Source organism: Halomonas sp. 328 (assembly GCF_015645095.1).
Lineage (GTDB): Bacteria > Pseudomonadota > Gammaproteobacteria > Pseudomonadales > Halomonadaceae > Bisbaumannia.
In genome coordinates, this window is record NZ_JADOTW010000029.1 from 30,929 (window position 1) to 50,966 (window position 20,038).

Consider the following 20,038-nt stretch of genomic DNA (forward strand, 5'->3'; position numbering starts at 1 on the left):
GCAGCTCCTTGCAGCTTGAGGGGTTGCGCGACTCAGGGCTCATCCTTATCCACCTCCATCAGGGTCATGATGGCGGTGAGCATGGTGCCGAGCACCGCCAGGTAGACGCCGACATCGAAGATCAGCGGGGTCGAGAACTTGAAGTCGACTCCCGGGATGGTCCACCACTGGGCGGTGAGGAAGGGCTGATCCTGGAACCAGGCAGGGAAGATCGAGATCATCCCCAGCAGCAGGCCGAAGCCGATCAGGTCGCGGGGATCCACCATGCGCAGCACGCTCTTGGTGGCGGTGACCCCGTAGGCGAACAGATAGAGGGCGAAGGCCCCGGAGGCCACCAGGCCGGCGATGAAGCCGCCACCGGGTTCGTCGTGACCGCGCAGCAGCAGGAACACCGAGAACAGCAGCTGCAGCGGCATCAGCAGCCGGGCCGCCGTGTTGAGGATGATGGTGCCGGACTTAACCATCCTTGGCCTCCTTGGCAGCGCTGCCCTTGGTGGATTTGGCGGTGGGCTTGGGCGCCACCAGCTTGAGCATGGCGTAGACGCCGATGGCGGCCAGGGCCAGCACGAAGATCTCGCCCAGGGTATCCAGGGCCCGGTAGTCCACCAGGATCACGTTGACGATATTGCGCCCATGGGCCAGCGGGACGCTGTTGGCGATCATGTAATCGGAGATCGGCACGAACTGGTTGCTGTCCACCACGGTGAGCACCAGCAGCATGATCAACAGGCCCATGCTGCCGGCCACCGCCACGTCGCGCACCCGCTCCAGGGGGGTGGAGAGCTTGGCGAAGCGCGGCAACCGGAACAGCACCAGGATCAGCAGGATCACCGTCAGGGTCTCCACCAGCAACTGGGTGATGCCCAGGTCCGGGGCGCTGAAGAGGATGAAGATCAAGGCGATACAGAAGCCCATGATGCCCACCGAGGCGACGGCGGCGAGCCGCGAGCGGGAGACGCAGGCCACCAGGGCCCCCATCACCATCAACGCCACCACGATCAGCTCATGGAACTGCACGTCCAGGTGAATGGCTAGCTGGGGCGAGTGGCGAATCAGCAGCGAATAGCCCACCAGCACGGCCAGGGTCACCACCATCACCAGGATGTAGTTACGCATATAGCCGTTCTGCAGCACTCGGGTCTGCCACTCGGAAACCCGCACGATGGCGTCCATCAGCCACTCGTAGCCGGCCTCGGGACCGCGGCTGAGCACCGGCTCGAGGCGCGCCAGGCGGCCGCGAATCCGCGCCCAGCGCTGGAAGACCAGATAGCCCAGCACCAGGCCCACCAGGGACATGATCAGCGGCAGGTTGATGCCGTGCCACAGCGACAGGTAGAAGGTCAGTGGCTCCCCGGCCACGGCGCCGGCGGCGGCGACCAGCACCCCGTCGGCGGCCAGGAAGGGCAGCACCCCCAGCAGCAGCGACAGGCCGGCCAGCACGACCGGCCCGGCGAGCATGTCACTGGGCGCCTCATGGGGGGCCCGGGGCGTCTCACGGCGCTCGCCGAAGAAGGGCTTGAGCGCCACGATGGCGGCCACGGCGATGGTCAGCACCGCGGCGGAGAAGGCCAGCAGCACGATCAGCCAGCGCCAGGCCCCCGCCTCCAGCACCGACTCGAACATCAGCTCCTTGCCGATGAAGCCGAACAGCGGCGGCACCCCGGCCAGGGAGAGCGCCGCCACGCAGGCCGCCACGGCGGTCACCGGCATGGCGAAGCGTAGCCCCCCCATGGCCGAGACGTCCTTGGTGCCGGTCTCGTGATCGAGGATACCGGCGACCATGAACAGCGCCCCCTTGTAGAGGGAGTGCGCCAGCAGGAAGGTGACGAAGGCGATCAGGGCACCCTCGGTGCCGATGCCTAACAGCATGGTCAGGGTGCCCAGGGCCATGATGGTGGAGTAGGCCAGCAGCTTCTTGATATTGGTGTGGCGAATGGCCAGGAAGGCGCCGGTGAACATGGTCAGGGCCCCCACCAGGGAGAGGGTCACCACCCACAGCTCGGTCCCGCCCAGGCCCGGCTGCAACCGCGCCAGCAGGTAGATGCCCGCCTTGACCATGGTGGCCGAGTGCAGATAGGAGGAGACCGGGGTGGGCGCCGCCATGGCGTTGGGCAGCCAGAAGTGGAAGGGGAACTGGGCCGACTTGGTAAAGGCCCCCAGCAACAGGCAGATCAGCAGCGGCGTATAGAGCTCGTGCTCGCGCAGCAGATCATCCATGGCATTGAGCTCGGAGATCGACCAGCTGCCGCCGGCGATACCCAGCATCACCAGCCCCGCCATCAGCGCCAGGCCACCCGCCACGGTGACGAAGAGCCCCTGACGGGCCGACTTGCGCGCTTCCAGGTCGGAGTGGTTAAAACCGATCAACAGGTAGGAGGTGATGCTGGTCAGTTCCCAGAAGATGAACAGGGTCAGCAGGCCGTCCGCCAGCACCAGCCCCAGCATGGAGACCATGAAGGCCAGCAGTACCAGGTGGAAACGGGCCAGGTCGGGATGCCCCTTCAGGTAACCCCCGGCATAGATCAGCACGAAGGTGCCGATCACCGTGATCAGCAGGCCGAAGAGCAGGCTCAGGCCATCCACCAGGAAGGTCAGGCTGATCCCCAGGGAGGGTACCCACTCCAGGGTGAAGACCAGCACTTCACCCGCCGCCACCGCGGGCAGCTGGGTCAGGAACCAGAGCGCCAGGGCGGCCGGGTAGAGGGCCAGGGCCTGGCTGGCACGCTCGCCACACCAGCGCTGAAACAGCGGGGCGAAGGCAGCCAGAACGAAACCGGAAAGCACGGCAAGTTGCATGTCGTAGGGGTCTCCTTGTCGCGGTCGCCATCCGCACCGCCGAAGCGGGCACTCCCTTCACTCTAGACTAAAGGGGGTTCGTAAATTTACATGCCACGCCTACAGTTAACGCGCCAAAGCCTATAGAATCGGGGCAATCATTGGCAAGTCATTCCGGTGGCTTGACGGTGGTTTTCGGTGCCCGAAGGCACCCCGGCTCGATGCCCAATAAGGATAAAATAACGCCAGCGATGGCGGCCTCCGGCACCCCTCGCTGCATGGCCCGGAACCGATCGCATGTCGCTGCCCTGGATCCTCTTTCTGCCCCTGCTGGGGGCGCTGCCTGCCCTGACCCGCCCCTATCGCGACACGCCTGGCCCCCAGTGGTTACCCCTGCTCCCCCCCCTGCTGGCCCTGGGTCTGCTGCTCGCTCAGGGCCCCGCCATCCTGGGGGGCGACACCCTGTCACAGGGCTGGGCCTGGATGCCTCAGCTCGGCCTGGACCTGGCCCTGCGCCTGGACGGCCTGGGCCTGCTCTTCGCCCTGCTGATCCTGGGCATCGGGGTGATGATCCAGTGGTATGCCGGTTACTATCTCTCGCCGAAGGAGAATCACGGCCGCTTCACCGGTTACCTGCTGCTCTTCATGACCGCCATGCTGGGCATCGTGATGGCGGACAACCTGCTGCTGCTGTGGCTCTTCTGGGAGCTGACCAGCCTCGCCTCCTTCCTGCTGATCGGCTTCTGGTCACAGGACAGTGATGCCCGCCGCGGCGCGCGCATGGCCCTGACCATCACCGGCGCCGGGGGCCTGGCACTGCTGGCGGGGGTGCTGCTAATCGGCCAGACGGTGGGCAGCTTCGCCCTGGGTGAGGTGCTGGCCGCCGGCGACCTGCTGCGCGCCTCGCCCCACTACCCCTGGATACTGTCCCTGGTGCTGCTGGGGGCCTTTACCAAGTCGGCGCAGCTGCCCTTCCACTTCTGGCTGCCCCATGCCATGGCGGCGCCCACCCCGGTCTCCGCTTACCTGCACTCGGCCACCATGGTCAAGGCGGGGCTCTTCCTACTGATGCGCCTGCAGCCGGCCCTGGGCGAGACCCCGGCCTGGGCCCTGGCGCTGACCGGGGTGGGCCTGGCGACCCTGCTCTACGGTGCCTGGTTCGCCCTGCTGCAGCGCGACCTCAAGGGCATCCTGGCCTTCTCCACCCTCAGCCACCTGGGACTGATCACCCTGCTGCTGGGCCTCGGCCAGCCCCTGGTGGCGCTCTTTCATCTGCTCAACCACGCCACCTTCAAGGCCGCCCTCTTCATGGGGGTGGGCATCGTCGATCACGAGACCGGCACCCGGGACCTGCGCCGCCTGGGGGGGCTAGCGGCACTGATGCCGCTGACCGCCACTCTCACGGTCACCGCCGGTGCCGCCATGGCGGGCCTGCCGCCCTTCAACGGCTTCCTCTCCAAGGAGCTACTGTTCGCCGCCAGCCTGGAGAGCGAGCTGCTCGGTGGGCTCAACCCACTGATTCCCCTGGGAGTGGTGGCCGCGGCCAGCCTCTCGGTGGCCTACTCCCTGCGCCTGGTGCACAGTCTCTTCTTCGCCCGCCCCGGAGGCGAGCCCCCCGAGGCCCATGACCCGCCCAGGGGGATGCTGGCCCCGGGCCTGATGCTCGCGGCCCTCTGCCTGCTGGTGGGGCTCTTTCCCATGGCCCTGGCCGCCCCCCTGGTGATGGCCGCCGGCCAGGCGGTACTGGCCACCCCGCCGCCGGCGCTGAACCTGGCGCTCTGGCACGGCCTCAACCTGCCCCTGGCGATGAGCGCCCTGGCGGTGGCCGTCGGCGTGCTGCTGATGAGCCGTCGTCGCCTGCTGGAGCAGGCTTTCCAGGTCTTCGGTCGCTACGATGCTCGCCGACTCTTCGAGCAGGCGATGATCCGCCTCACCAAGATCAGTCTGGGCATCACCCAGCGCCTGGAGAACGGCTCCCTGCAGCGCTACCTGGCGCTGCTGCTGATCACCGCCCTGGCGATGGCGGGGCTCGGCCTGAGCCGCCTGGAGCGGCTCACCGGCGAGCTCGCCCTGCAACCCCTGGACGGCATGCTGGTGCTGGGGGCGGCGCTGATGATCTTCGGCGCCATCGGCAGCGCCCTGAGCCACCGCTGGCGCCTGGTCTCGCTGCTGATGCTGTCGGTGGTGGGGTTATCAGTGTCGCTGACCTTCGTGCGCTTCTCCGCCCCGGACCTGGCCCTGACCCAGCTCTCGGTGGAAGTCGTGTCGATGATCCTGATGATCCTGGCGCTCTTCTTCCTGCCCCAGCGGCCACCGCGCTGGATCTCCACCCGACGGATGTTCCGCGACCTGGCGGTGGCCGGCTCCCTGGGGCTGCTGGTGGCGGGCTTCAACTTCGCCCTGCTGACCCGGGAGACCCTATCGATCGCCAATTTCTTCCTGCGCGAGAGCGTCCCCGGCGGCGGCGGCACCAATGTGGTCAACGTGATCCTGGTGGACTTCCGCGGCTTCGACACCCTGGGCGAGATCACCGTGCTGACCCTGGCGGGCCTGGCCACCTTCAAGCTGCTCAGCCGCCTGAAGCTGTTCATGCCGGCGGGCAACGTGGAGGGCATCCACTGGTCGAGTCACCGCCACCCGATGATCCTGGCGGTGGTGGCGCAGATCCTGCTGCCCCTGGCGCTGCTGGTCACCGTCTATATCTTCCTGCGCGGCCATAACCAGCCCGGCGGCGGTTTCATCGCCGGGCTGATCACCGCCGTGGCGCTGATCCTGCAGTACATGGCCCGGGGCTACGAGTGGACCCGCGAGCGGCTGCCGGTGGCCTACAACCTGGTGGCGGTGTCGGGGCTGGCCCTGGCCACCCTCACCGGCCTGGGCAGCTGGCTGTTCGGCTATCCCTTCCTGACCACTACCCATGGCCACTTCTCGTTGCCGCTGATCGGCGACTTCGAGCTCGCCTCGGCGCTGCTCTTCGACCTGGGGGTCTACCTGGCGGTGGTGGGCGCCACCCTGATGATTCTGATCAACCTGGGCCGGGTCACCACGGTGCACCGGCCCCGCGTGGAGGAGCACTGATGGAAGCCCTGTTCTCCCTGGTGGTGGGCGTGCTCACCGCCTCCGGCACCTTCCTGCTGCTGCGCGGGCGCACCTTCCCGGTGATCGTCGGCCTGGCGCTGCTCTCCTACGCGGTGAACCTCTTCCTGTTCTCCATGGGCGGGCTCAATACCGATGCGGCGGCGGTGATCGGCGACTCGACCGCTCCCTCCGATCCCCTGCCCCAGGCCCTGGTGCTCACCGCCATCGTCATCGGCTTCGCCATGACCGCCTTCCTGGTGATCCTGGCGGTACGCGCCCGCAGCGAGCTGGGCAGCGACCATGTGGATGGCAAGACCGGCGAGGAGCGTGGCAAAGGATGAACCCGCACCTGTTAATCCTGCCGATCCTGCTGCCACTGGTCAGCGCCCTGGGCCTGCTGCTCACCGGCCAGGCCAACCTGGCCTGGCAGCGGCGCGTCAGCCTTCTCGCCACTCTGGCCCTGGTGGGGCTGAGCGCCTGGCTGCTGTGGCTCAGCGACGATGGCCAGATCCGCTTCTATGCCCTCGGCGACTGGCCGGCCCCCTTCGGCATCGTGCTGATGCTGGATCGCCTGGCGGCGCTGATGCTGGCCCTTACCGCGGTGCTGGCGCTGGGCTGCGTGCTCTTCGCCAGCGCCGGGGAGGATAGCCAGGGCAGCTTCTTCCACGGCCTCTTCCAGCTCCAGCTGATGGGGCTCAACGGCGCCTTCCTCACCGGCGACCTCTTCAACCTCTTCGTCTTCTTCGAGATCCTGCTGCTGGCCTCCTATGCGCTGCTGATGCACGGCAGCGACAAGCCAAGAGTCGCCGCGGGCCTGCACTACGTGGTGCTCAACCTGGTGGGCTCGGCGCTCTTCCTGGTGGCCCTCGGCACCCTCTACGGCGCCACCGGCACCCTCAACATGGCCGACATGGCCCGCCGCCTGGTCGAGCTGCCCGAGGATCGCCAGGTCCTGGCCGGTGCCGGCGCCCTGCTGCTGATCGTGGTGTTCAGTCTCAAGGCGGCGGCCCTGCCCCTCTACTTCTGGCTACCCAGCACCTATGCGGCGGCCCCGGCGCCGGTGGCGGCGCTGTTCGCCATCATGACCAAGGTGGGGCTCTACGCCATCCTGCGGATCGAGTCGCTGATCTTCGGCGCCGGCCCCGGGGCGGCACTGATCCAGGGCTGGCTGTGGTGGATGGGACTGGCGACCCTGGCCCTAGCGGTGATCGGCGCCCTGGGCGCCCGGGACCTGCGGGTACTGGCCGCCTACCTGGTGCTGGCCTCGGCGGGGGTACTGCTGGCCAGCGCCGGCCTCGACACGCCCCAGGCCGATGCCGCCCTGCTCTACTACCTGGTGCACTCGACCCTGATCACCGGGGCCCTCTTCCTGCTGGCGGAGCTGATCGGCATCCAGCGCGGCAAGGCGGGCACCCGCCTGGTGCGGGCGCGACGCCTGCGCCAGGGCACCCTGCTCGGGTGGCTCTTCCTGGTGGCGGCGGTGGCGGCCATCGGCCTGCCGCCGCTCTCCGGGGCCCTGGCCAAGCTGTGGCTGCTGCAGGCGGTGGATGCCACGGCACGCCCCTGGTTCTGGAGCCTGCTGCTGCTGGCGACCCTGGGGGTATTGATCGCCCTCTCCCGGGCCGGCTCGGTGCTCTTCTGGGCCAGCCACAAGGGCGATACCAGCGGCAGCCGGGTACAACCGCTGCAGCTGGCCGGGGTGCTCTGCCTGCTGGCCGGCGCCCCCCTGCTGGCCCTCTTCGCCGCCCCCATGGCGGAATTCACCCTGGCCACCGCCGACCAGCTGGCCACGCCCCAGCGGGTGCTCGGCGCCCTGTTCGGCGAGCCCACGGCCCTGGCCCTGCAGACGGAGGAGAGCCCATGAAAGCCGGTCATAAGAGGCGGTCATGGACGCCTGGCCCTGCAATGGAGGAGCCCCCCATGAAAGCCGGTCATAAGAGGCGGTCATGGACGCCTGGCCCTGTAATGGAGGAGACCCGATGAACGGCGGTCATGGACGCCTGGCCAGCCGCTGGCTGCCTACCCCGACCCTGTCGTTGCTGCTGCTGGTGGTCTGGCTGCTGATGGTGCGCAGCCTGGCGCCGGGACAGCTGCTGCTGGGGCTGGCCCTGGCCTGGCTGATCCCGCTGATCACCCGGCGCTTCTGGGACCCGCTGCCGCGGGTGAAGCACCCCCTCAAGCTGCTGCGCTTCACCGGCCATGTGCTCTGGGATATCGTCAAGGCCAACCTGCATGTCAGCCTGCTGATTCTCAGCCCCCGCCGCACGCCGCATCCCGGTTTCGTGGAGTACCCCCTGGAGGTGCAGGAGCCGCTGACCATCACCCTGCTGGCCAACACCATCACCCTGACCCCGGGCACCGTCTCCACCAATATTCGTCTCGACCGCTCCTCGCTGCTGATCCATGTACTGGATCTCGACGACGAGCAGGCGCTGATCGAGGAGATCCGCCAGCGTTACGAGCGGCCCCTCAAGGAGATCTTCGAATGCTAGACAAGGCGCTGTGGATCAGCCTGACGCTGATCGTGCTGGCCCTGGCCATGAACGTGATTCGCCTGGCCCGGGGGCCGGACATCCCCGATCGCCTGCTGGCCCTGGACACCATGTACGTCAACTCCATCGCGCTGATCGTCATGCTGGGACTGTGGCTCAATACCAAGACCTACTTCGAGGCGGCAATGCTGATCGCCATGCTGGGCTTCGTCAGCACCATGGCCATCTGCCGCTACCTGCTGCGCGGCGACATCATCGAATAGGAGGCGACCATGACCCTCTATGTGCTCCTCGAATGGGTGATCTCCTTCCTGCTGGTGGCCGGCGGCCTCTTCGCCTTCACCGGCTCCCTGGGGATGCTGCAGTTCAAGGACTTCTTCATGCGCCTGCATGGCCCCACCAAGGGCACCACCCTGGGCATCGGCTGCATCCTGATCGCCTCGATGCTCTACTTCACGGTGACCCAGGGCGACTTCCATGTGCAGGAGCTGCTGATCACCCTCTTCCTCTTCATTACCGCCCCGGTGACCGGGCATATCCTCGCCAAGACCGGCCTGCACATGCACCTGCGCTTTATCACCGGCACCCGCGGCGCCACCCCGGAGTTCCTCGACGAGGACGTGGGCCAGCACCGGGTCGAGCGGCCGCCGCGCCCCAAGCGCCCGAAGCGGCGCGCCAGGGCCCGCCGCTGGCTATAGAGAGGGCCTACCCGCCCTGGGCTATGCCAGGGCTATGGCAGCTCGCTTGGTTCATGGAGCGATCCAACCACGCTAGCGCGGCCTACCAGCCCTGGGAGTGGGTCTTGACCAGTTCGGCGAGCAGGCCGATATGGTCGTCCCGGTCGTTGAGGGCCGGGATATAGCGATAGGTCTTGCCCCCCGCCTCGATAAAGTTCTCCCGGTTCTCCTCCTCCAGCTCCTCCAGGGTCTCCAGGCAGTCGGCGGCGAAGGCGGGGCTGATGATGTCCACGTGCGCGACGCCGCTGCCGCCCCAGGCCTTGAGGGTCTCGTCGGTGTAGGGCTTGAGCCACTCCTCGCGACCGAAGCGCGACTGGTAGCAGAGCTGCCACTCCTCCTCGCCGAGCCCCAGGGCCTCGGCCACCAGTTCGCTGGTGCGCTGGCAGTGACGGGGGTAGGGGTCGCCCTGGTCGGCATAGCGCTGGGGAATGCCGTGGTAGGAGAACATCAGCTTGCCGCGCTCGCCGTCATGGGCCGCCCAGTGCTCGCGGATACTCGCCGCCAGGGCGCCGATATAGGCGGGGTGGTCATGGTAGTCGCGAATGAAGCGCAGCTCCGGCAGGTGCGGGCAAGGGGCCAGGGCCCGGGCCAGGCCATCGAAGACCGCCGCCGTGGTGGAGCGGGAGAACTGCGGATAGAGGGGCAGCACCAGGATCCGATCGGCGCCGGCCTGGCGCAGCCTGAGGCCCGCCTCCACCAGGGAGGGGTTGCCGTAGGTCATGGCCAGCTCCACCGGGATGGCCTCGCCCAGCTCCGCTTTGAGGCGCTCGCCCAGGGCCCGCTGCTGACGCCGCCCGATGGCCAGCAGCGGCGAGCCGTCGTCGGTCCACACCGAGGCATAGGCCTTGGCCACCCGCGGCGGACGAATGCGCAGGATCACCCCATGGAGGATCGGCCACCATAGCCAGCGGGGCGCATCCACCACCCGGCGGTCGCTGAGAAACTCCGCCAGGTAGCGGCGCACCGCCTGGGGGGTGGGGGCATCCGGGGTACCCAGGTTGACCAGCATGACGCCGAATCGGGGGTTGGACATAAGAGGCTCCTGATTGGTGTGGCGTCACCGGGCCATGGCACGCCGACGTCGTTGAATCGCGAGCCATTGTATCAGCGGCTCGCGATAAGGCGGAATAAAGTTATACTATCATGAATATTTGTATAACTTTAGGCGAGACCATGTCCAAGCCTCTGATCCTGATCCTGGGTGACCAGCTCAGCCACGACCTGCCGAGCCTGGCCGACCTCCCCGACGCGGCGGTGATCGCCCTCTGCGAGGTGGCCGACGAGGGGCGCTATGTGCCCCACCATCCCCAGAAGATCGCCATGATGCTGGCGGCCATGCGCCACTTCGCCGACGAGCTGCGCGAGCGTGGCCTGAGGGTGCACTACAGCGCCCTCGACAGCCCGGACAATACCCAGTCGCTGGTCGGCGAGGCGGAGCGCCTGGCCCACCACCATGGCTGCGACGAGATTCGCGTGACGCGTCCCGGCGAGTGGCGACTGTGGGAGGCCTTCAGGGCGCGCCAGGCCGGGCCCCTGCCCTGGCGACTGCTCGAGGACAGCCGCTTCTATACCACCCCGGATGACTTCGCCGCCTGGATGCGGGGCCGCAAGCAGCCGCGCCTCGAGCACTTCTACCGGGCCCAGCGACGCGCCACCGGCCTGCTGATGGCGGGCGACGCCCCGCTGGGGGGACAATGGAACTATGACGCCGACAATCGCCAACCCCTGGACGATGCGCCCCCTCCCCCCAGACCGCCCCGCCACCGGGCGGATGCCATCACCGAGGCGGTGCTCGAGCTGGTGGGGGAGCACTTCGGCGAGCATTTCGGTCGCCTCGAGGGCTTCGACTGGCCGGTGACCCGGGCCCAGGCCCGGGCCGAGCTGGACGACTTTCTCGCGGCTCGCCTGCCCCATTTCGGCCGCTACCAGGATGCCATCAGCGACACGGCGCCGTGGCTCTTCCACTCGCGGCTCGCCGCGGCTCTCAACCTGGGCCTGCTCTCTCCTCGCGAGGTGTGCGAAGCCGCAGAGCGCGAGTACCTCGAGGGGCGCGCGCCGCTGAACTCGGTAGAGGGCTTTATTCGCCAGATCCTCGGCTGGCGGGAGTACGTGCGGGGCCTCTACTGGACCCGCATGCCGGCCTACAAGCGCGGCAATCACCTGGGGGCCAGCCGCGGCCTGCCGAGCTGCTACTGGAGCGGCGACACCGAGCTGCGCTGCCTCAGGCGCGCCATCGAGATGACCCGCGACCACGCCTATGCCCACCATATCCAGCGACTGATGGTGACCGGCAACTTCGCCCTGCTCTGCGGGGTGTCGCCCCAGGCGCTCTGCGACTGGTACCTGGCGGTCTACGCGGATGCCTGCGAGTGGGTGGAGCTGCCCAATACCCTGGGCATGGTATTGCACGCCGATGGGGGCCTGATGGGCTCCAAACCCTACTGCGCCTCCGGCAAGTACATCGACCGCATGTCGGATCACTGCCGCCACTGCCGCTATGACCCCAAGCGGCTCACCGGCACCCACGCCTGCCCCCTCAACAGCCTCTACTGGCATTTCCTGATGCGCCACCGGGAGCCCCTGGCGGACAACCCCCGGATGCGCCTGATCTATGCCGGCCTGGCGCGCATGAGCGAGGCCAAGCGCGAGGCCATCACCCAGCAGGCCGAGGCCTTCCTCGCCCGCCTGGCCTGCGACACAGCGCCCCGCTGGGAGGGCGGTGGAGAAGCCAAACGACACGCCAAGGGCTATCGGAAAGAAAAGAGGGAGTGAGCGCAGGGAAGCGGGCGTCGCCGACGGAAACGGCGACGAGGGCCTTCTTAGAAGGCCAGGGGAACGCGGGAGGTCAGGGGGTCGTGGTAGTGGGCGTCACGACCGATCACCTCGTCCTGGGGCACGTACTGCACCAGGTAGGCGCGGTGGATGCCGGCACGCTTGAGTTCCAGGTAGATGTCGTCCAGGGCACGAAACATCATCGGCTTGCCGGCCCGGGTCAGCAGGTCGCGCTTGCCCTCCAGGTCCTCCACTTCCACCTGGTAGAAGCGACTCCCGGAATGGGTGATGACGCGGATCTCGAAATTGTCATGACTGGCCACGTAGGCCTTCAGATGATGAATATCCATAATCCCTCCAAAGCAAAGCAGGTAACTCTTCCCTGCACACTGAATGCATCAAATGACAATGCGATGACACTCAGATAGTGGTCCTATGACCTTTGCCTTGCCCGGAGGGTTCCCCGGCCGACCGTCGGTTACTGATATTCGGAAGGGTCGATGGCCTTGCCCAAGGAGTTACGGTCCACCCACTTGCCGGCCTTGGTCTCCTTGTAGCGGAACACCACCCGGTCGCCCACGCTGACCGGCAGCTCGGCATCCTCGGTCTGGTAGCTGTAGGTCTCGCCTTCCACCACCAGCTGGTAGCGATAGAGGTCGGGCATGCCCAGCCACTCCTTGAAGGGGCCCTCCCGTTCCAGGGACTGCAGTTCGCCGCGCCCCTCCAGCTTGGGGGTGCGCTTGCGGCCGCCGCGTCGAAATCCGCCTGCCATGGTTGTCTCCTGTCGATGATCGAGGGTCGCGATTATACGGGGCCGAGCCCAGGCCTCAAGTCGCCGTCACCAGCATCCCGTGGTCACTCGCCCGAATGGGGCGCCATCACTCGTTCATATGCTGGCCGTAGCTGTCCGGGGCCAGGTCCTCGAAGCGGGTGTACTTGCCGATAAAGGCCATGTGCACGGTGCCGATGGGGCCGTTACGCTGCTTGCCGATGATCAGCTCCGCCAACCCCTTGTTGTCGGGATTATCGGCGTTGTACACCTCGTCACGATAGACGAAGGCGATGACGTCGGCATCCTGCTCGATGGCCCCGGACTCGCGCAGGTCCGACATCACCGGGCGCTTGTTGGGACGCTGCTCCAGGGAGCGGTTGAGCTGCGACAGGGCGATCACCGGGCAACCGAACTCCTTGGCGAGGCCCTTCAGGGAGCGGGAGATCTCGGAGATCTCGCCGGTGCGGTTCTCGGAGAAGCCGGGGATCTGCATCAGCTGCAGGTAGTCGATCATGATCAGGCCGATGTTGCCGTGCTCCCGGGCGATGCGCCGCACCCGCGAGCGCATCTCGTTGGGCGACAGGGCCGCGGTATCGTCGATGAACAGCTGCTTGTCCTTGAGCAGGTTGACCGCCGAGGTGAGCCGCGGCCAATCCTCGTCCTCCAGCTGGCCGGTGCGCACCCGGGTCTGGTCGATGCGCCCCAGGGAGGAGAGCATCCGCAGCATCAGGGCGTCCGCCGGCATCTCCATGGAGAAGACCACCACCGGCTTGTCGCCGGAGATCACCGCATGTTCCACCAGGTTCATGGCGAAGGTGGTCTTGCCCATCGACGGACGCCCGGCAATGATCACCAGGTCCGAGGGCTGCAGCCCCGAGGTCATGTCGTCCAGGTCGCGGAAGCCGGTGGAGAGGCCGGTCATCTGCCCCTTGAGGTTGAACAGCTCGTCGATGCGATCCACCGCCTTGGCCAGCAGTTCGCTCATGCCGATGGCGCCGCCGGACTTGGGGCGCTCCTCGCTGATCTGGAAGACCAGCCGCTCCGCCTCGTTGACCAGCTCGTCGGCGGGACGCCCCTGGGGGGCGAAGGCGCTCTCGGCCACCTGGTTGGCGGCCTGGATCAGCTTGCGCAGGGTCGCCCGCTCGCGGACGATCTCCGAGTAGGCGCGAATATTGCTGGCCGAAGGGGTGTTGCGGGCCAGCTCCGCCAGGTAGGCGAGCCCGCCCACCGTCTCCAGCTGGTCGCGATTCTCCAGGGCCTCGGAGAGGGTCACCACGTCCAGGGGGTGGGCGCCCTCCGCCAGGGTCTGCATGGCATTGAAGATCAGCCGATGCTCGTAGCGATAGAAGTCATTGGCGGTGAGCCGCTCGGAGACGGTATCCCAGGCCTGGTTGTCGAGCATCAAGCCGCCCAGCACCGACTGTTCCGCCTCAAGGGAGTGGGGCGGCACCTTGAGGGCGGCGGTTTCCTGATCGGACTCGGCGAATTCATTCATGACGCGATACGGGCCTTGGCTGGAACGAGACGGCTCGGGGCGAGCCCGAGCATTCTACCTCAAGCGACGCCCGATGTGGCTCGGGCAAGCCGCGGGATCGCCAGAGACGCGAAAGGCCCCGGGGGACGAACCCCCGGGGCCTTTCCTGCCCCGCCGCCCGAAGGGACGGGGCGAGTGGCGGTCGCTTACTCGGCGACGACCACGATGCGCACGGTGGCGCCGACTTCGGCATGCAGCTGCAGGTCGATGTCGTACTCGCCGGTGGCACGGATCGGACCTTCCGGCATGCGCACTTCGCTCTTGGCGACGTCGAGACCGGCCTGGCTCAGGGCCTCGGCCAGGTCACGCGGACCGATGGAACCGAACAGCTTGCCCTCGTCGCCGGCCTTGGCGACCAGGGAGAGTTCGATCTCGGACAGCTCGGCGGCACGCGCCTCGGCCACGGCCTTGCGCTCGGCGGCCTGGGCCTCGAGCTCGGCACGCTGGGCCTCGAAGGCCGCCACGTTGTCCTTGGTGGCCGGCACGGCCAGGCCGTACGGGACCAGGTAGTTACGGCCGTAACCGGCCTTGACGGTCACCTGGTCACCCAGGCCACCCAGCTTGCCAATCTTGTCGAGCAGAATGACTTCCATCTCGTGAACCTCTTGTCAGTCGCTGCGGGCCAGGCGTCCGCGGAGATCCGCGAAGCTGTCGATAACGGCCAGCAGCAGCACAATCAGAATCGTGGGCCAGGTGGCGATCAGCAGTACATAGAAGGCCACCAACCAGAGCCCGTTCATCCCCTTGATACCGATAATACCGTGAATCAGCGCGATGCCGGCGATCAGCAGCGGCACCCAGGTGAGCATGGCCAGGGCGGGAAGGCCCAGGGCCAGGCCCATGATGCCCAGCGCCAGCAGGATGGCGAACTCGCGGGGTGCCAGGCGCAGGCCATGGAACTCCTCGCGGAAGCCGCCGGGGTTATAGAGCCCCGCCTGCCAGGCACGCCCCAGGGCCAGACAGCCCACCGCGGCCAGGCTCACCATCAGGCCGGTGACCCCACCCACCAGGAGCGTCGCCACCTGCTCGGTGGCAATGCCCTGGTTGGCCAGCTCGCGGAGCATGGCATCCACCTCCGCGGAGCTCTGCCGCAGCTGCTCCAGCAGCGGGCCCACGCCCCCGGGGGGGACGAAGACACCGAGCTGGACCATCCCCGCCGCGGCCAGGGCCCCGACGATCAGCGCCTCGCTCCAGCTCGCCCGCGCCCGCAGCACCACCGCCATCAGGGTGGCCAGCAGCACGCAGGCCAGGGGAATCACGTCCCCCTGCATCCACCACCAGCCGGCGGGCAGCGCGGCGGCGAGGATCACCGGCAGGGCCGGCGACATGCCGCGGCGCAGGGTCACCAGGGCGGCGATGGCGGCGCTCAGCCAGAACAGCCAGGGCACCAGGGCGGCGATCGCCGCCGCTGCCACCGCCTGGGGCGTTCCACGCATCAGCCATCGGGCGAAGGGCAGCATCGCGAATCCGGCTTACTGGTGGCTGTCGGAGTAGGGCAGCAGGGCCAGGTAGCGGGCGCGCTTGATGGCGGTGGCCAGCTGGCGCTGATAACGGGCCTTGGTGCCGGTGATACGGCTCGGCACGATCTTGCCGGTTTCGGTGACGTAGGCCTTGAGCGTATCGATGTCTTTGTAGTCGATCTGCTTCACGCCTTCGGCGGTGAAACGGCAGAACTTACGGCGACGGAAAAAGCGTGCCATTGTGAATCTCCTCTGGGCGTGCGGAATCAGTTAGCTTCGGCGGTTTCGGCGCTGCGCGGCTTCTCTTCGCGACGCGGACGCTTCTCTTCTGCCGGCTTCATCATCGGTGAGGCTTCGGTGATGGCTTCCTTGCAGCGCACGACCAGGCTGCGGATGATGGCGTCGTTGAAGCGGAAGATGTTCTCGATTTCCTCGAGGGTCTCGCCGCGGCACTCGACGTTCATCAGCACATAGTGGGCCTTGTGGATCTTGTTGATCGGGTAGGCCAGGTGACGACGGCCCCAATCTTCCAGGCGATGCACGCTGCCGCCGCTCTCGGTGACGAGGCTGGTGTAGCGCTCGACCATGGCGGGCACCTGCTCGCTCTGATCCGGGTGGACCATGAAGACGATTTCGTAATGACGCATGGTGGCTCCTTTCGGTTTGACAGCTTCCTGGGGCGCACGGGGGCCCGAAGAAGCAAGGAGGTGATAGTGGAAACACTAACGCCCGCGCGAAGGACGCACGGGCGCCAATATTCTAATGACTGCGCGCGCAGCACGCAAGCTGGAAGCTGGAAGCTGGAAGCTGGAAGCTGGAAGCTGGAAGCTGGAAGCTGGAAGCTGGAAGGCAGCATTATCCAGCCAACCCTGGGGGCAAGGGTTTTCTTCAAGCTTCCGGCTTCCAGGCGCGAAGCGCCGCTCTTCCAGCTTGCGAACGATCGCGCCTACGGCGCGATCGTTCGCTGGCGGACGGCTTCGAAGAGGCAGATACCGGTGGCCACCGACACATTGAGGCTGGAGACGCTACCCGCCATGGGCAGCTTGACCAGGGTGTCGCAGGCCTCCCGGGTCAGGCGGCGCATGCCCTTGCCCTCGGCGCCCATCACCAGGGCCGTGGGACCGCGATAGTCGCCCTCGTAGACACTCGCCTCGGCCTCGCCGGCGGTGCCGAACAGCCACACGCCCTGCTCCTTGAGCCGGGCCAGGGTGCGGGCCAGGTTGGTGACCTGATAGACCGGCACGCTCTCGGCGGCGCCACAGGCCACCTTGCGCACCGTGGCATTGAGGGGCGCGGCCTTGTCCTTGGTGACGATGACGCCATGCACCCCGGCGGCATCGGCGCTGCGCAGGCAGGCGCCGAAGTTGTGCACGTCGGTGACGCCATCGAGGATCAGCAACAGCGGCGGCGCCGCATGGGGCCAGGCGCCCAGCTGCAACCACAGGGACTCCTCGCTGGCGAAGGCCAGGGGCGGACAGAAGGCCACGATGCCCTGGTGGGCGGCGCCCTGGGTCAACTGGTCGAGGAGCTCCCGGGGCTGAGTCAGTACCCGGGCACCCCGGGCACGCACCTGCTGAACCGTCTCCGCCAGGCGTCGCCCGGCATCGCCCTCCTGGACCCACAGCTCGCGGGGTGCCTCGCCGCGTTCCAGCAGGGCCTGGACGGCATGCACGCCGTGCACCAGGTCGAGGCCCGCCGGGGTCGCTACGGCGCCCTTCGACCGGGGACCACGGGCGGCGTTAGCGGGACGACGGCCGCCCTTCCTGTTGACGCGCTTGTCACTCACCGGCGGCGACTCCGCCGCGGCCCGCGGCGCTTGCCCTTGGTGGCTTCCTTGCCGCTCTCCTTGGCCTCGCTACGCGGGGCGAAGGCGGCGGGGGCCTCCTTGCGGCGCCGCGGCACCCGTTGGGGACGCGGCTTGGCATCGGCCAGCTCGAAGTCGATCTTGCGCTCATCGAGATCGACCCGGGCCACCTGGACGGTGACGCCATCGCCGAGACGATAGCTCATGCCGCTGCGCTCGCCCTTGAGGCGGTGCTTCTCGGCCTCGTAGTGGTAGTAGTCGGAGGGCAGCGAGGTGACGTGGACCAGGCCTTCCACGTAGACCTCGTCGAGGCGCACGAAGATGCCGAACTGGGTCACCGAGGCGATGGTGCCGTCGAAGACCTCGCCGAGCTTGTCGGACATGAACTCGCACTTCAGCCAGTCCTCGACATCGCGGGTGGCGTCATCGGCACGGCGCTCGGTCATCGAGCAGTGCTCGCCGAGCTCGAGCATCTGCTCGAAGGTGTAGGGCGCCCACTTGCTCGGCGGCTCCACCTTGGCACCTTCGGCGCGCAGTACCGTATTGGTCTGGCGCGGCCCGCGGATCACCGAGCGGATGGCGCGGTGCACCAGCAGGTCCGGGTAGCGGCGGATCGGCGAGGTGAAGTGCGCATAGGCCGGATAGGCCAGGCCGAAGTGACCGTCGTTCTGGGGCGAGTAGACCGCCCGGCTCATGGAGCGCAGCATCACCGTCTGGATGACATCGGCGTCCGGGCGCCCCTTGATGGCCTCGGCCAGGTCCCGATAGTCCTGGGGCGTCGGGTCGTCGCCGCCGCCCACGGAGAGCCCCAGCTCGTTGAGGAACAGGCGCAGCTTGTCGAGACGCTCCGGGGACGGCTTCTCGTGGATGCGGTAGAGCGCCGGCAGATCGTGCTTGTCGAGGAAGCGGGCGGTGGCCACGTTGGCGGCCAGCATGCACTCCTCGATCAGCTTGTGGGCATCGTTGCGCGAGCGCGGCACGATCTTCTCGATCTTGCGCTCCTCATTGAAGAGGATGGCGGTCTCGGTGGTCTCGAAGTCGATGGCACCCCGCGCCTCCCGGGCCTCACGCAGCAGCTTGTAGAGGGCGTGCAGGTCCTTCAGGGGCTTGACCAGGGGAGCGTACTCCTGACGCAGGGCATCGCCCCCCTCGCTCTCCTCGTCGAGGATCGCCGCCACCTTGTTATAGGTGAGGCGCGCCTTGGAGCGGAATACCGCCTCGTAGAAGCGGTAGCGGCTGATGGCACCGTTCTGGGAGATATTCATCTCGCAGACCATCGCCAGGCGATCCACGTCCGGGTTCAGCGAGCAGAGCCCGTTGGAGAGCAGCTCCGGCAGCATCGGCACCACCTGCCCCGGGAAGTAGACCGAGTTGCCGCGGGTGATCGCCTCCTGGTCCAGGGGCGAGCCGGGGCGCACATAGTGGGAGACGTCGGCGATGGCCACGACCAGCTTCCAGCTGCCGGACTTGGTCTTCCAGGCGCAGACGGCGTCGTCGAAGTCCTTGGCGCTCTCGTCATCGATGGTCACCAGCGGCAGGTCGCGCAGGTCGATGCGGTGCGCCTTGTCCTCCTCGGCCACCTCGGCGGACATGCTGGCGATCTGGTCGTGCACGTCCGGCGGGAAGTCGGCGGGAATCTCGTAGCTGCGGATGGCGATATCGATCTCCATCCCGGGATCCATGCGCTCGCCGAGTACTTCCACCACCTCGCCCACCGGCTGCACCCGGGTCTCCGGCTGCTTGACGATGCGCGCCGAGACCACCTGGCCATCCTGGGCGCCGCCGCAGGCGCTGTGGGGAATGATCACCTCCTGGGTGATGCGGGCATTCTCCGGGATCAACACGCCGAACTCCGGGGTGTTGGCCCGGTAGACGCCGACGATGCTCTGGGTATTGCGGGAGATCACCTCGGCGATGGTGGCCTCGTCACGGCCGCGGCGGTCGCGGCCGCTGACACGCACCAGCACGTGGTCGCCATGAAAGACCCGACGCATCTGCCGCGGCGGCAGCACCAGGTCGGGCTTCTTGCCGTCGTCGCGCAGCACGAAGCCGAAGCCGTCACGATGGCCCAACACCTTGCCCTTGATCAGGTCGAGCTTGTCGATCAGCGCATAGGCACCGCGGCGATTGCGCAGCACCTGGCCGTCGCGCTCCATGGCCGCCAGGCGGCGACGCACCGCCTCGATCAGGTCCTCGTCGTCGAGGCCCAGCATGCGGCTCATGTTCTCGTGGGTGATGGGTTTGCCGTAATCCTCGAGGCGGGCGAGCAGGTACTCGCGGCTGGGGGCAGGCTTGTCGTACTTGTGGGCTTCACGTTCCGCGTGGGGGTCGTCGCTGAGCGTCCAGTGGGTCATGCGTGTGGCGTCCTTGAACAAGAAATGGGCGAGAGGCACGGGCGTGAGGCGGGCAGGGTCGGTTTCATGGCCGCAGTATAGCCTTAGGTATCGCTCGACCCAACCATTGCCGCGATTTCAGCCTCCGAATGCCGATGACGGGGCTTGCAAAACCCGACGGAATCGGTATTATGCTCGCCACTTGCCCAGGTGGCGGAATTGGTAGACGCGCTAGCTTCAGGTGCTAGTGTCCTTACGGACGTGGAGGTTCAAGTCCTCTC

At 67.4% G+C, this 20,038-nt stretch carries 19 protein-coding genes and 1 tRNA gene; 8 read left to right on the forward strand and 12 right to left on the reverse strand.

Features of this window, described 5'->3' with window-relative positions; genetic code table 11:
* Positions 1–32: 32 nt before the first annotated feature.
* On the reverse strand, positions 33–464 hold the full coding sequence (locus IHD13_RS14555) for a Na+/H+ antiporter subunit B (RefSeq protein ID WP_195861752.1): 432 nt from the start codon (positions 462–464) through the stop codon (positions 33–35).
* Complete coding sequence (locus IHD13_RS14560; RefSeq protein WP_195861753.1) at positions 457–2,796, reverse strand: putative monovalent cation/H+ antiporter subunit A; 2,340 nt, start codon at positions 2,794–2,796, stop codon at positions 457–459. Before IHD13_RS14560 ends, IHD13_RS14555 begins: the two co-directional genes overlap by 8 nt.
* Before the next feature lie 276 nt (positions 2,797–3,072).
* On the opposite strand from IHD13_RS14560, the gene IHD13_RS14565 reads away from it, so the two are divergent.
* The 6 genes from IHD13_RS14565 to IHD13_RS14590 all read left to right on the forward strand — a co-directional run bounded on the left by IHD13_RS14565 (position 3,073) and on the right by IHD13_RS14590 (position 9,043).
* Positions 3,073–5,853, forward strand: coding sequence for a monovalent cation/H+ antiporter subunit A (locus IHD13_RS14565; RefSeq protein ID WP_195861754.1), 2,781 nt, complete (start codon positions 3,073–3,075; stop codon positions 5,851–5,853).
* Positions 5,853–6,194: a Na+/H+ antiporter subunit C gene (locus IHD13_RS14570; protein ID WP_195861755.1), complete on the forward strand. Its 342-nt coding sequence runs from the start codon at positions 5,853–5,855 to the stop codon at positions 6,192–6,194. The genes IHD13_RS14565 and IHD13_RS14570 overlap by 1 nt, the downstream gene beginning before the upstream one ends.
* Positions 6,191–7,717 (forward strand): monovalent cation/H+ antiporter subunit D, encoded by a 1,527-nt coding sequence (locus tag IHD13_RS14575; protein WP_195861756.1) that lies wholly within the window; start codon positions 6,191–6,193, stop codon positions 7,715–7,717. Before IHD13_RS14570 ends, IHD13_RS14575 begins: the two co-directional genes overlap by 4 nt.
* A 115-nt stretch (positions 7,718–7,832) precedes the next feature.
* Positions 7,833–8,345: a Na+/H+ antiporter subunit E gene (locus tag IHD13_RS14580; protein ID WP_195861757.1), complete on the forward strand. Its 513-nt coding sequence runs from the start codon at positions 7,833–7,835 to the stop codon at positions 8,343–8,345.
* Entirely contained in the window at positions 8,339–8,608 is a 270-nt protein-coding gene (locus tag IHD13_RS14585; RefSeq protein ID WP_195861758.1) for a K+/H+ antiporter subunit F, read from the forward strand. The genes IHD13_RS14580 and IHD13_RS14585 overlap by 7 nt, the downstream gene beginning before the upstream one ends.
* Before the next feature lie 9 nt (positions 8,609–8,617).
* Positions 8,618–9,043 carry a Na+/H+ antiporter subunit G gene (locus IHD13_RS14590; RefSeq protein WP_195861759.1) on the forward strand — a complete coding sequence of 142 codons (426 nt, stop codon included), beginning with the start codon at positions 8,618–8,620 and terminating at the stop codon, positions 9,041–9,043.
* An 82-nt stretch (positions 9,044–9,125) separates the two neighbouring features.
* Here the strand turns inward: IHD13_RS14590 and hemH are convergent, their stop codons facing one another.
* Positions 9,126–10,115: a ferrochelatase gene (gene hemH, locus IHD13_RS14595; protein ID WP_195861760.1), complete on the reverse strand. Its 990-nt coding sequence runs from the start codon at positions 10,113–10,115 to the stop codon at positions 9,126–9,128.
* 140 nt (positions 10,116–10,255) lie between these two features.
* On the opposite strand from hemH, the gene IHD13_RS14600 reads away from it, so the two are divergent.
* Positions 10,256–11,854: a cryptochrome/photolyase family protein gene (locus IHD13_RS14600; protein WP_195861761.1), complete on the forward strand. Its 1,599-nt coding sequence runs from the start codon at positions 10,256–10,258 to the stop codon at positions 11,852–11,854.
* A gap of 47 nt (positions 11,855–11,901) precedes the next feature.
* Here IHD13_RS14600 and IHD13_RS14605 read toward each other — a convergent pair whose 3' ends face one another.
* The 9 genes from IHD13_RS14605 to rnr form a co-directional block, all read right to left on the reverse strand.
* Positions 11,902–12,204 (reverse strand): DUF6482 family protein, encoded by a 303-nt coding sequence (locus IHD13_RS14605; protein ID WP_195861762.1) that lies wholly within the window; start codon positions 12,202–12,204, stop codon positions 11,902–11,904.
* A gap of 128 nt (positions 12,205–12,332) precedes the next feature.
* Entirely contained in the window at positions 12,333–12,626 is a 294-nt protein-coding gene (locus tag IHD13_RS14610) for a hypothetical protein (protein ID WP_195861763.1), read from the reverse strand.
* 106 nt (positions 12,627–12,732) lie between these two features.
* Positions 12,733–14,121 (reverse strand): replicative DNA helicase, encoded by a 1,389-nt coding sequence (gene dnaB / locus IHD13_RS14615; RefSeq protein WP_195861764.1) that lies wholly within the window; start codon positions 14,119–14,121, stop codon positions 12,733–12,735.
* Positions 14,122–14,306: 185 nt separating this feature from the next.
* Positions 14,307–14,753, reverse strand: coding sequence for a 50S ribosomal protein L9 (rplI, locus tag IHD13_RS14620; RefSeq protein WP_195861765.1), 447 nt, complete (start codon positions 14,751–14,753; stop codon positions 14,307–14,309).
* A gap of 15 nt (positions 14,754–14,768) precedes the next feature.
* Positions 14,769–15,620 carry a hypothetical protein gene (locus IHD13_RS14625; RefSeq protein ID WP_195861766.1) on the reverse strand — a complete coding sequence of 284 codons (852 nt, stop codon included), beginning with the start codon at positions 15,618–15,620 and terminating at the stop codon, positions 14,769–14,771.
* Between the two features lie 12 nt (positions 15,621–15,632).
* Entirely contained in the window at positions 15,633–15,860 is a 228-nt protein-coding gene (rpsR, locus tag IHD13_RS14630) for a 30S ribosomal protein S18 (RefSeq protein WP_146800863.1), read from the reverse strand.
* Between the two features lie 26 nt (positions 15,861–15,886).
* Positions 15,887–16,267 carry a 30S ribosomal protein S6 gene (rpsF, locus tag IHD13_RS14635; RefSeq protein ID WP_195861767.1) on the reverse strand — a complete coding sequence of 127 codons (381 nt, stop codon included), beginning with the start codon at positions 16,265–16,267 and terminating at the stop codon, positions 15,887–15,889.
* 299 nt (positions 16,268–16,566) lie between these two features.
* On the reverse strand, positions 16,567–17,301 hold the full coding sequence (rlmB, locus tag IHD13_RS14640; protein WP_442786574.1) for a 23S rRNA (guanosine(2251)-2'-O)-methyltransferase RlmB: 735 nt from the start codon (positions 17,299–17,301) through the stop codon (positions 16,567–16,569).
* Between the two features lie 101 nt (positions 17,302–17,402).
* The gene (gene rnr, locus IHD13_RS14645) at positions 17,403–19,778 is read right to left on the reverse strand and encodes a ribonuclease R (RefSeq protein ID WP_195861769.1); all 2,376 of its coding nucleotides are present in this window, start codon (positions 19,776–19,778) and stop codon (positions 17,403–17,405) included.
* A gap of 191 nt (positions 19,779–19,969) precedes the next feature.
* On the opposite strand from rnr, the gene IHD13_RS14650 reads away from it, so the two are divergent.
* Positions 19,970–20,038: transfer RNA gene (locus tag IHD13_RS14650), tRNA-Leu, on the forward strand.

Coding starts and splice junctions, on each gene's coding strand:
- IHD13_RS14580 (WP_195861757.1), top strand. CDS start 7,833: ATGAACGGCGGTCATGGACGCCTGGCCAGCCGCTGGCTGCCTACCCCG.
- rpsF (WP_195861767.1), bottom strand. CDS start 16,267: ATGCGTCATTACGAAATCGTCTTCATGGTCCACCCGGATCAGAGCGAG.
- IHD13_RS14575 (WP_195861756.1), top strand. CDS start 6,191: ATGAACCCGCACCTGTTAATCCTGCCGATCCTGCTGCCACTGGTCAGC.
- IHD13_RS14570 (WP_195861755.1), top strand. CDS start 5,853: ATGGAAGCCCTGTTCTCCCTGGTGGTGGGCGTGCTCACCGCCTCCGGC.
- IHD13_RS14560 (WP_195861753.1), bottom strand. CDS start 2,796: ATGCAACTTGCCGTGCTTTCCGGTTTCGTTCTGGCTGCCTTCGCCCCG.
- IHD13_RS14625 (WP_195861766.1), bottom strand. CDS start 15,620: ATGCTGCCCTTCGCCCGATGGCTGATGCGTGGAACGCCCCAGGCGGTG.
- hemH (WP_195861760.1), bottom strand. CDS start 10,115: ATGTCCAACCCCCGATTCGGCGTCATGCTGGTCAACCTGGGTACCCCG.
- IHD13_RS14600 (WP_195861761.1), top strand. CDS start 10,256: ATGTCCAAGCCTCTGATCCTGATCCTGGGTGACCAGCTCAGCCACGAC.
- IHD13_RS14610 (WP_195861763.1), bottom strand. CDS start 12,626: ATGGCAGGCGGATTTCGACGCGGCGGCCGCAAGCGCACCCCCAAGCTG.
- IHD13_RS14585 (WP_195861758.1), top strand. CDS start 8,339: ATGCTAGACAAGGCGCTGTGGATCAGCCTGACGCTGATCGTGCTGGCC.
- dnaB (WP_195861764.1), bottom strand. CDS start 14,121: ATGAATGAATTCGCCGAGTCCGATCAGGAAACCGCCGCCCTCAAGGTG.
- IHD13_RS14605 (WP_195861762.1), bottom strand. CDS start 12,204: ATGGATATTCATCATCTGAAGGCCTACGTGGCCAGTCATGACAATTTC.
- rnr (WP_195861769.1), bottom strand. CDS start 19,778: ATGACCCACTGGACGCTCAGCGACGACCCCCACGCGGAACGTGAAGCC.
- IHD13_RS14565 (WP_195861754.1), top strand. CDS start 3,073: ATGTCGCTGCCCTGGATCCTCTTTCTGCCCCTGCTGGGGGCGCTGCCT.
- rplI (WP_195861765.1), bottom strand. CDS start 14,753: ATGGAAGTCATTCTGCTCGACAAGATTGGCAAGCTGGGTGGCCTGGGT.
- rpsR (WP_146800863.1), bottom strand. CDS start 15,860: ATGGCACGCTTTTTCCGTCGCCGTAAGTTCTGCCGTTTCACCGCCGAA.
- IHD13_RS14555 (WP_195861752.1), bottom strand. CDS start 464: ATGGTTAAGTCCGGCACCATCATCCTCAACACGGCGGCCCGGCTGCTG.
- IHD13_RS14590 (WP_195861759.1), top strand. CDS start 8,618: ATGACCCTCTATGTGCTCCTCGAATGGGTGATCTCCTTCCTGCTGGTG.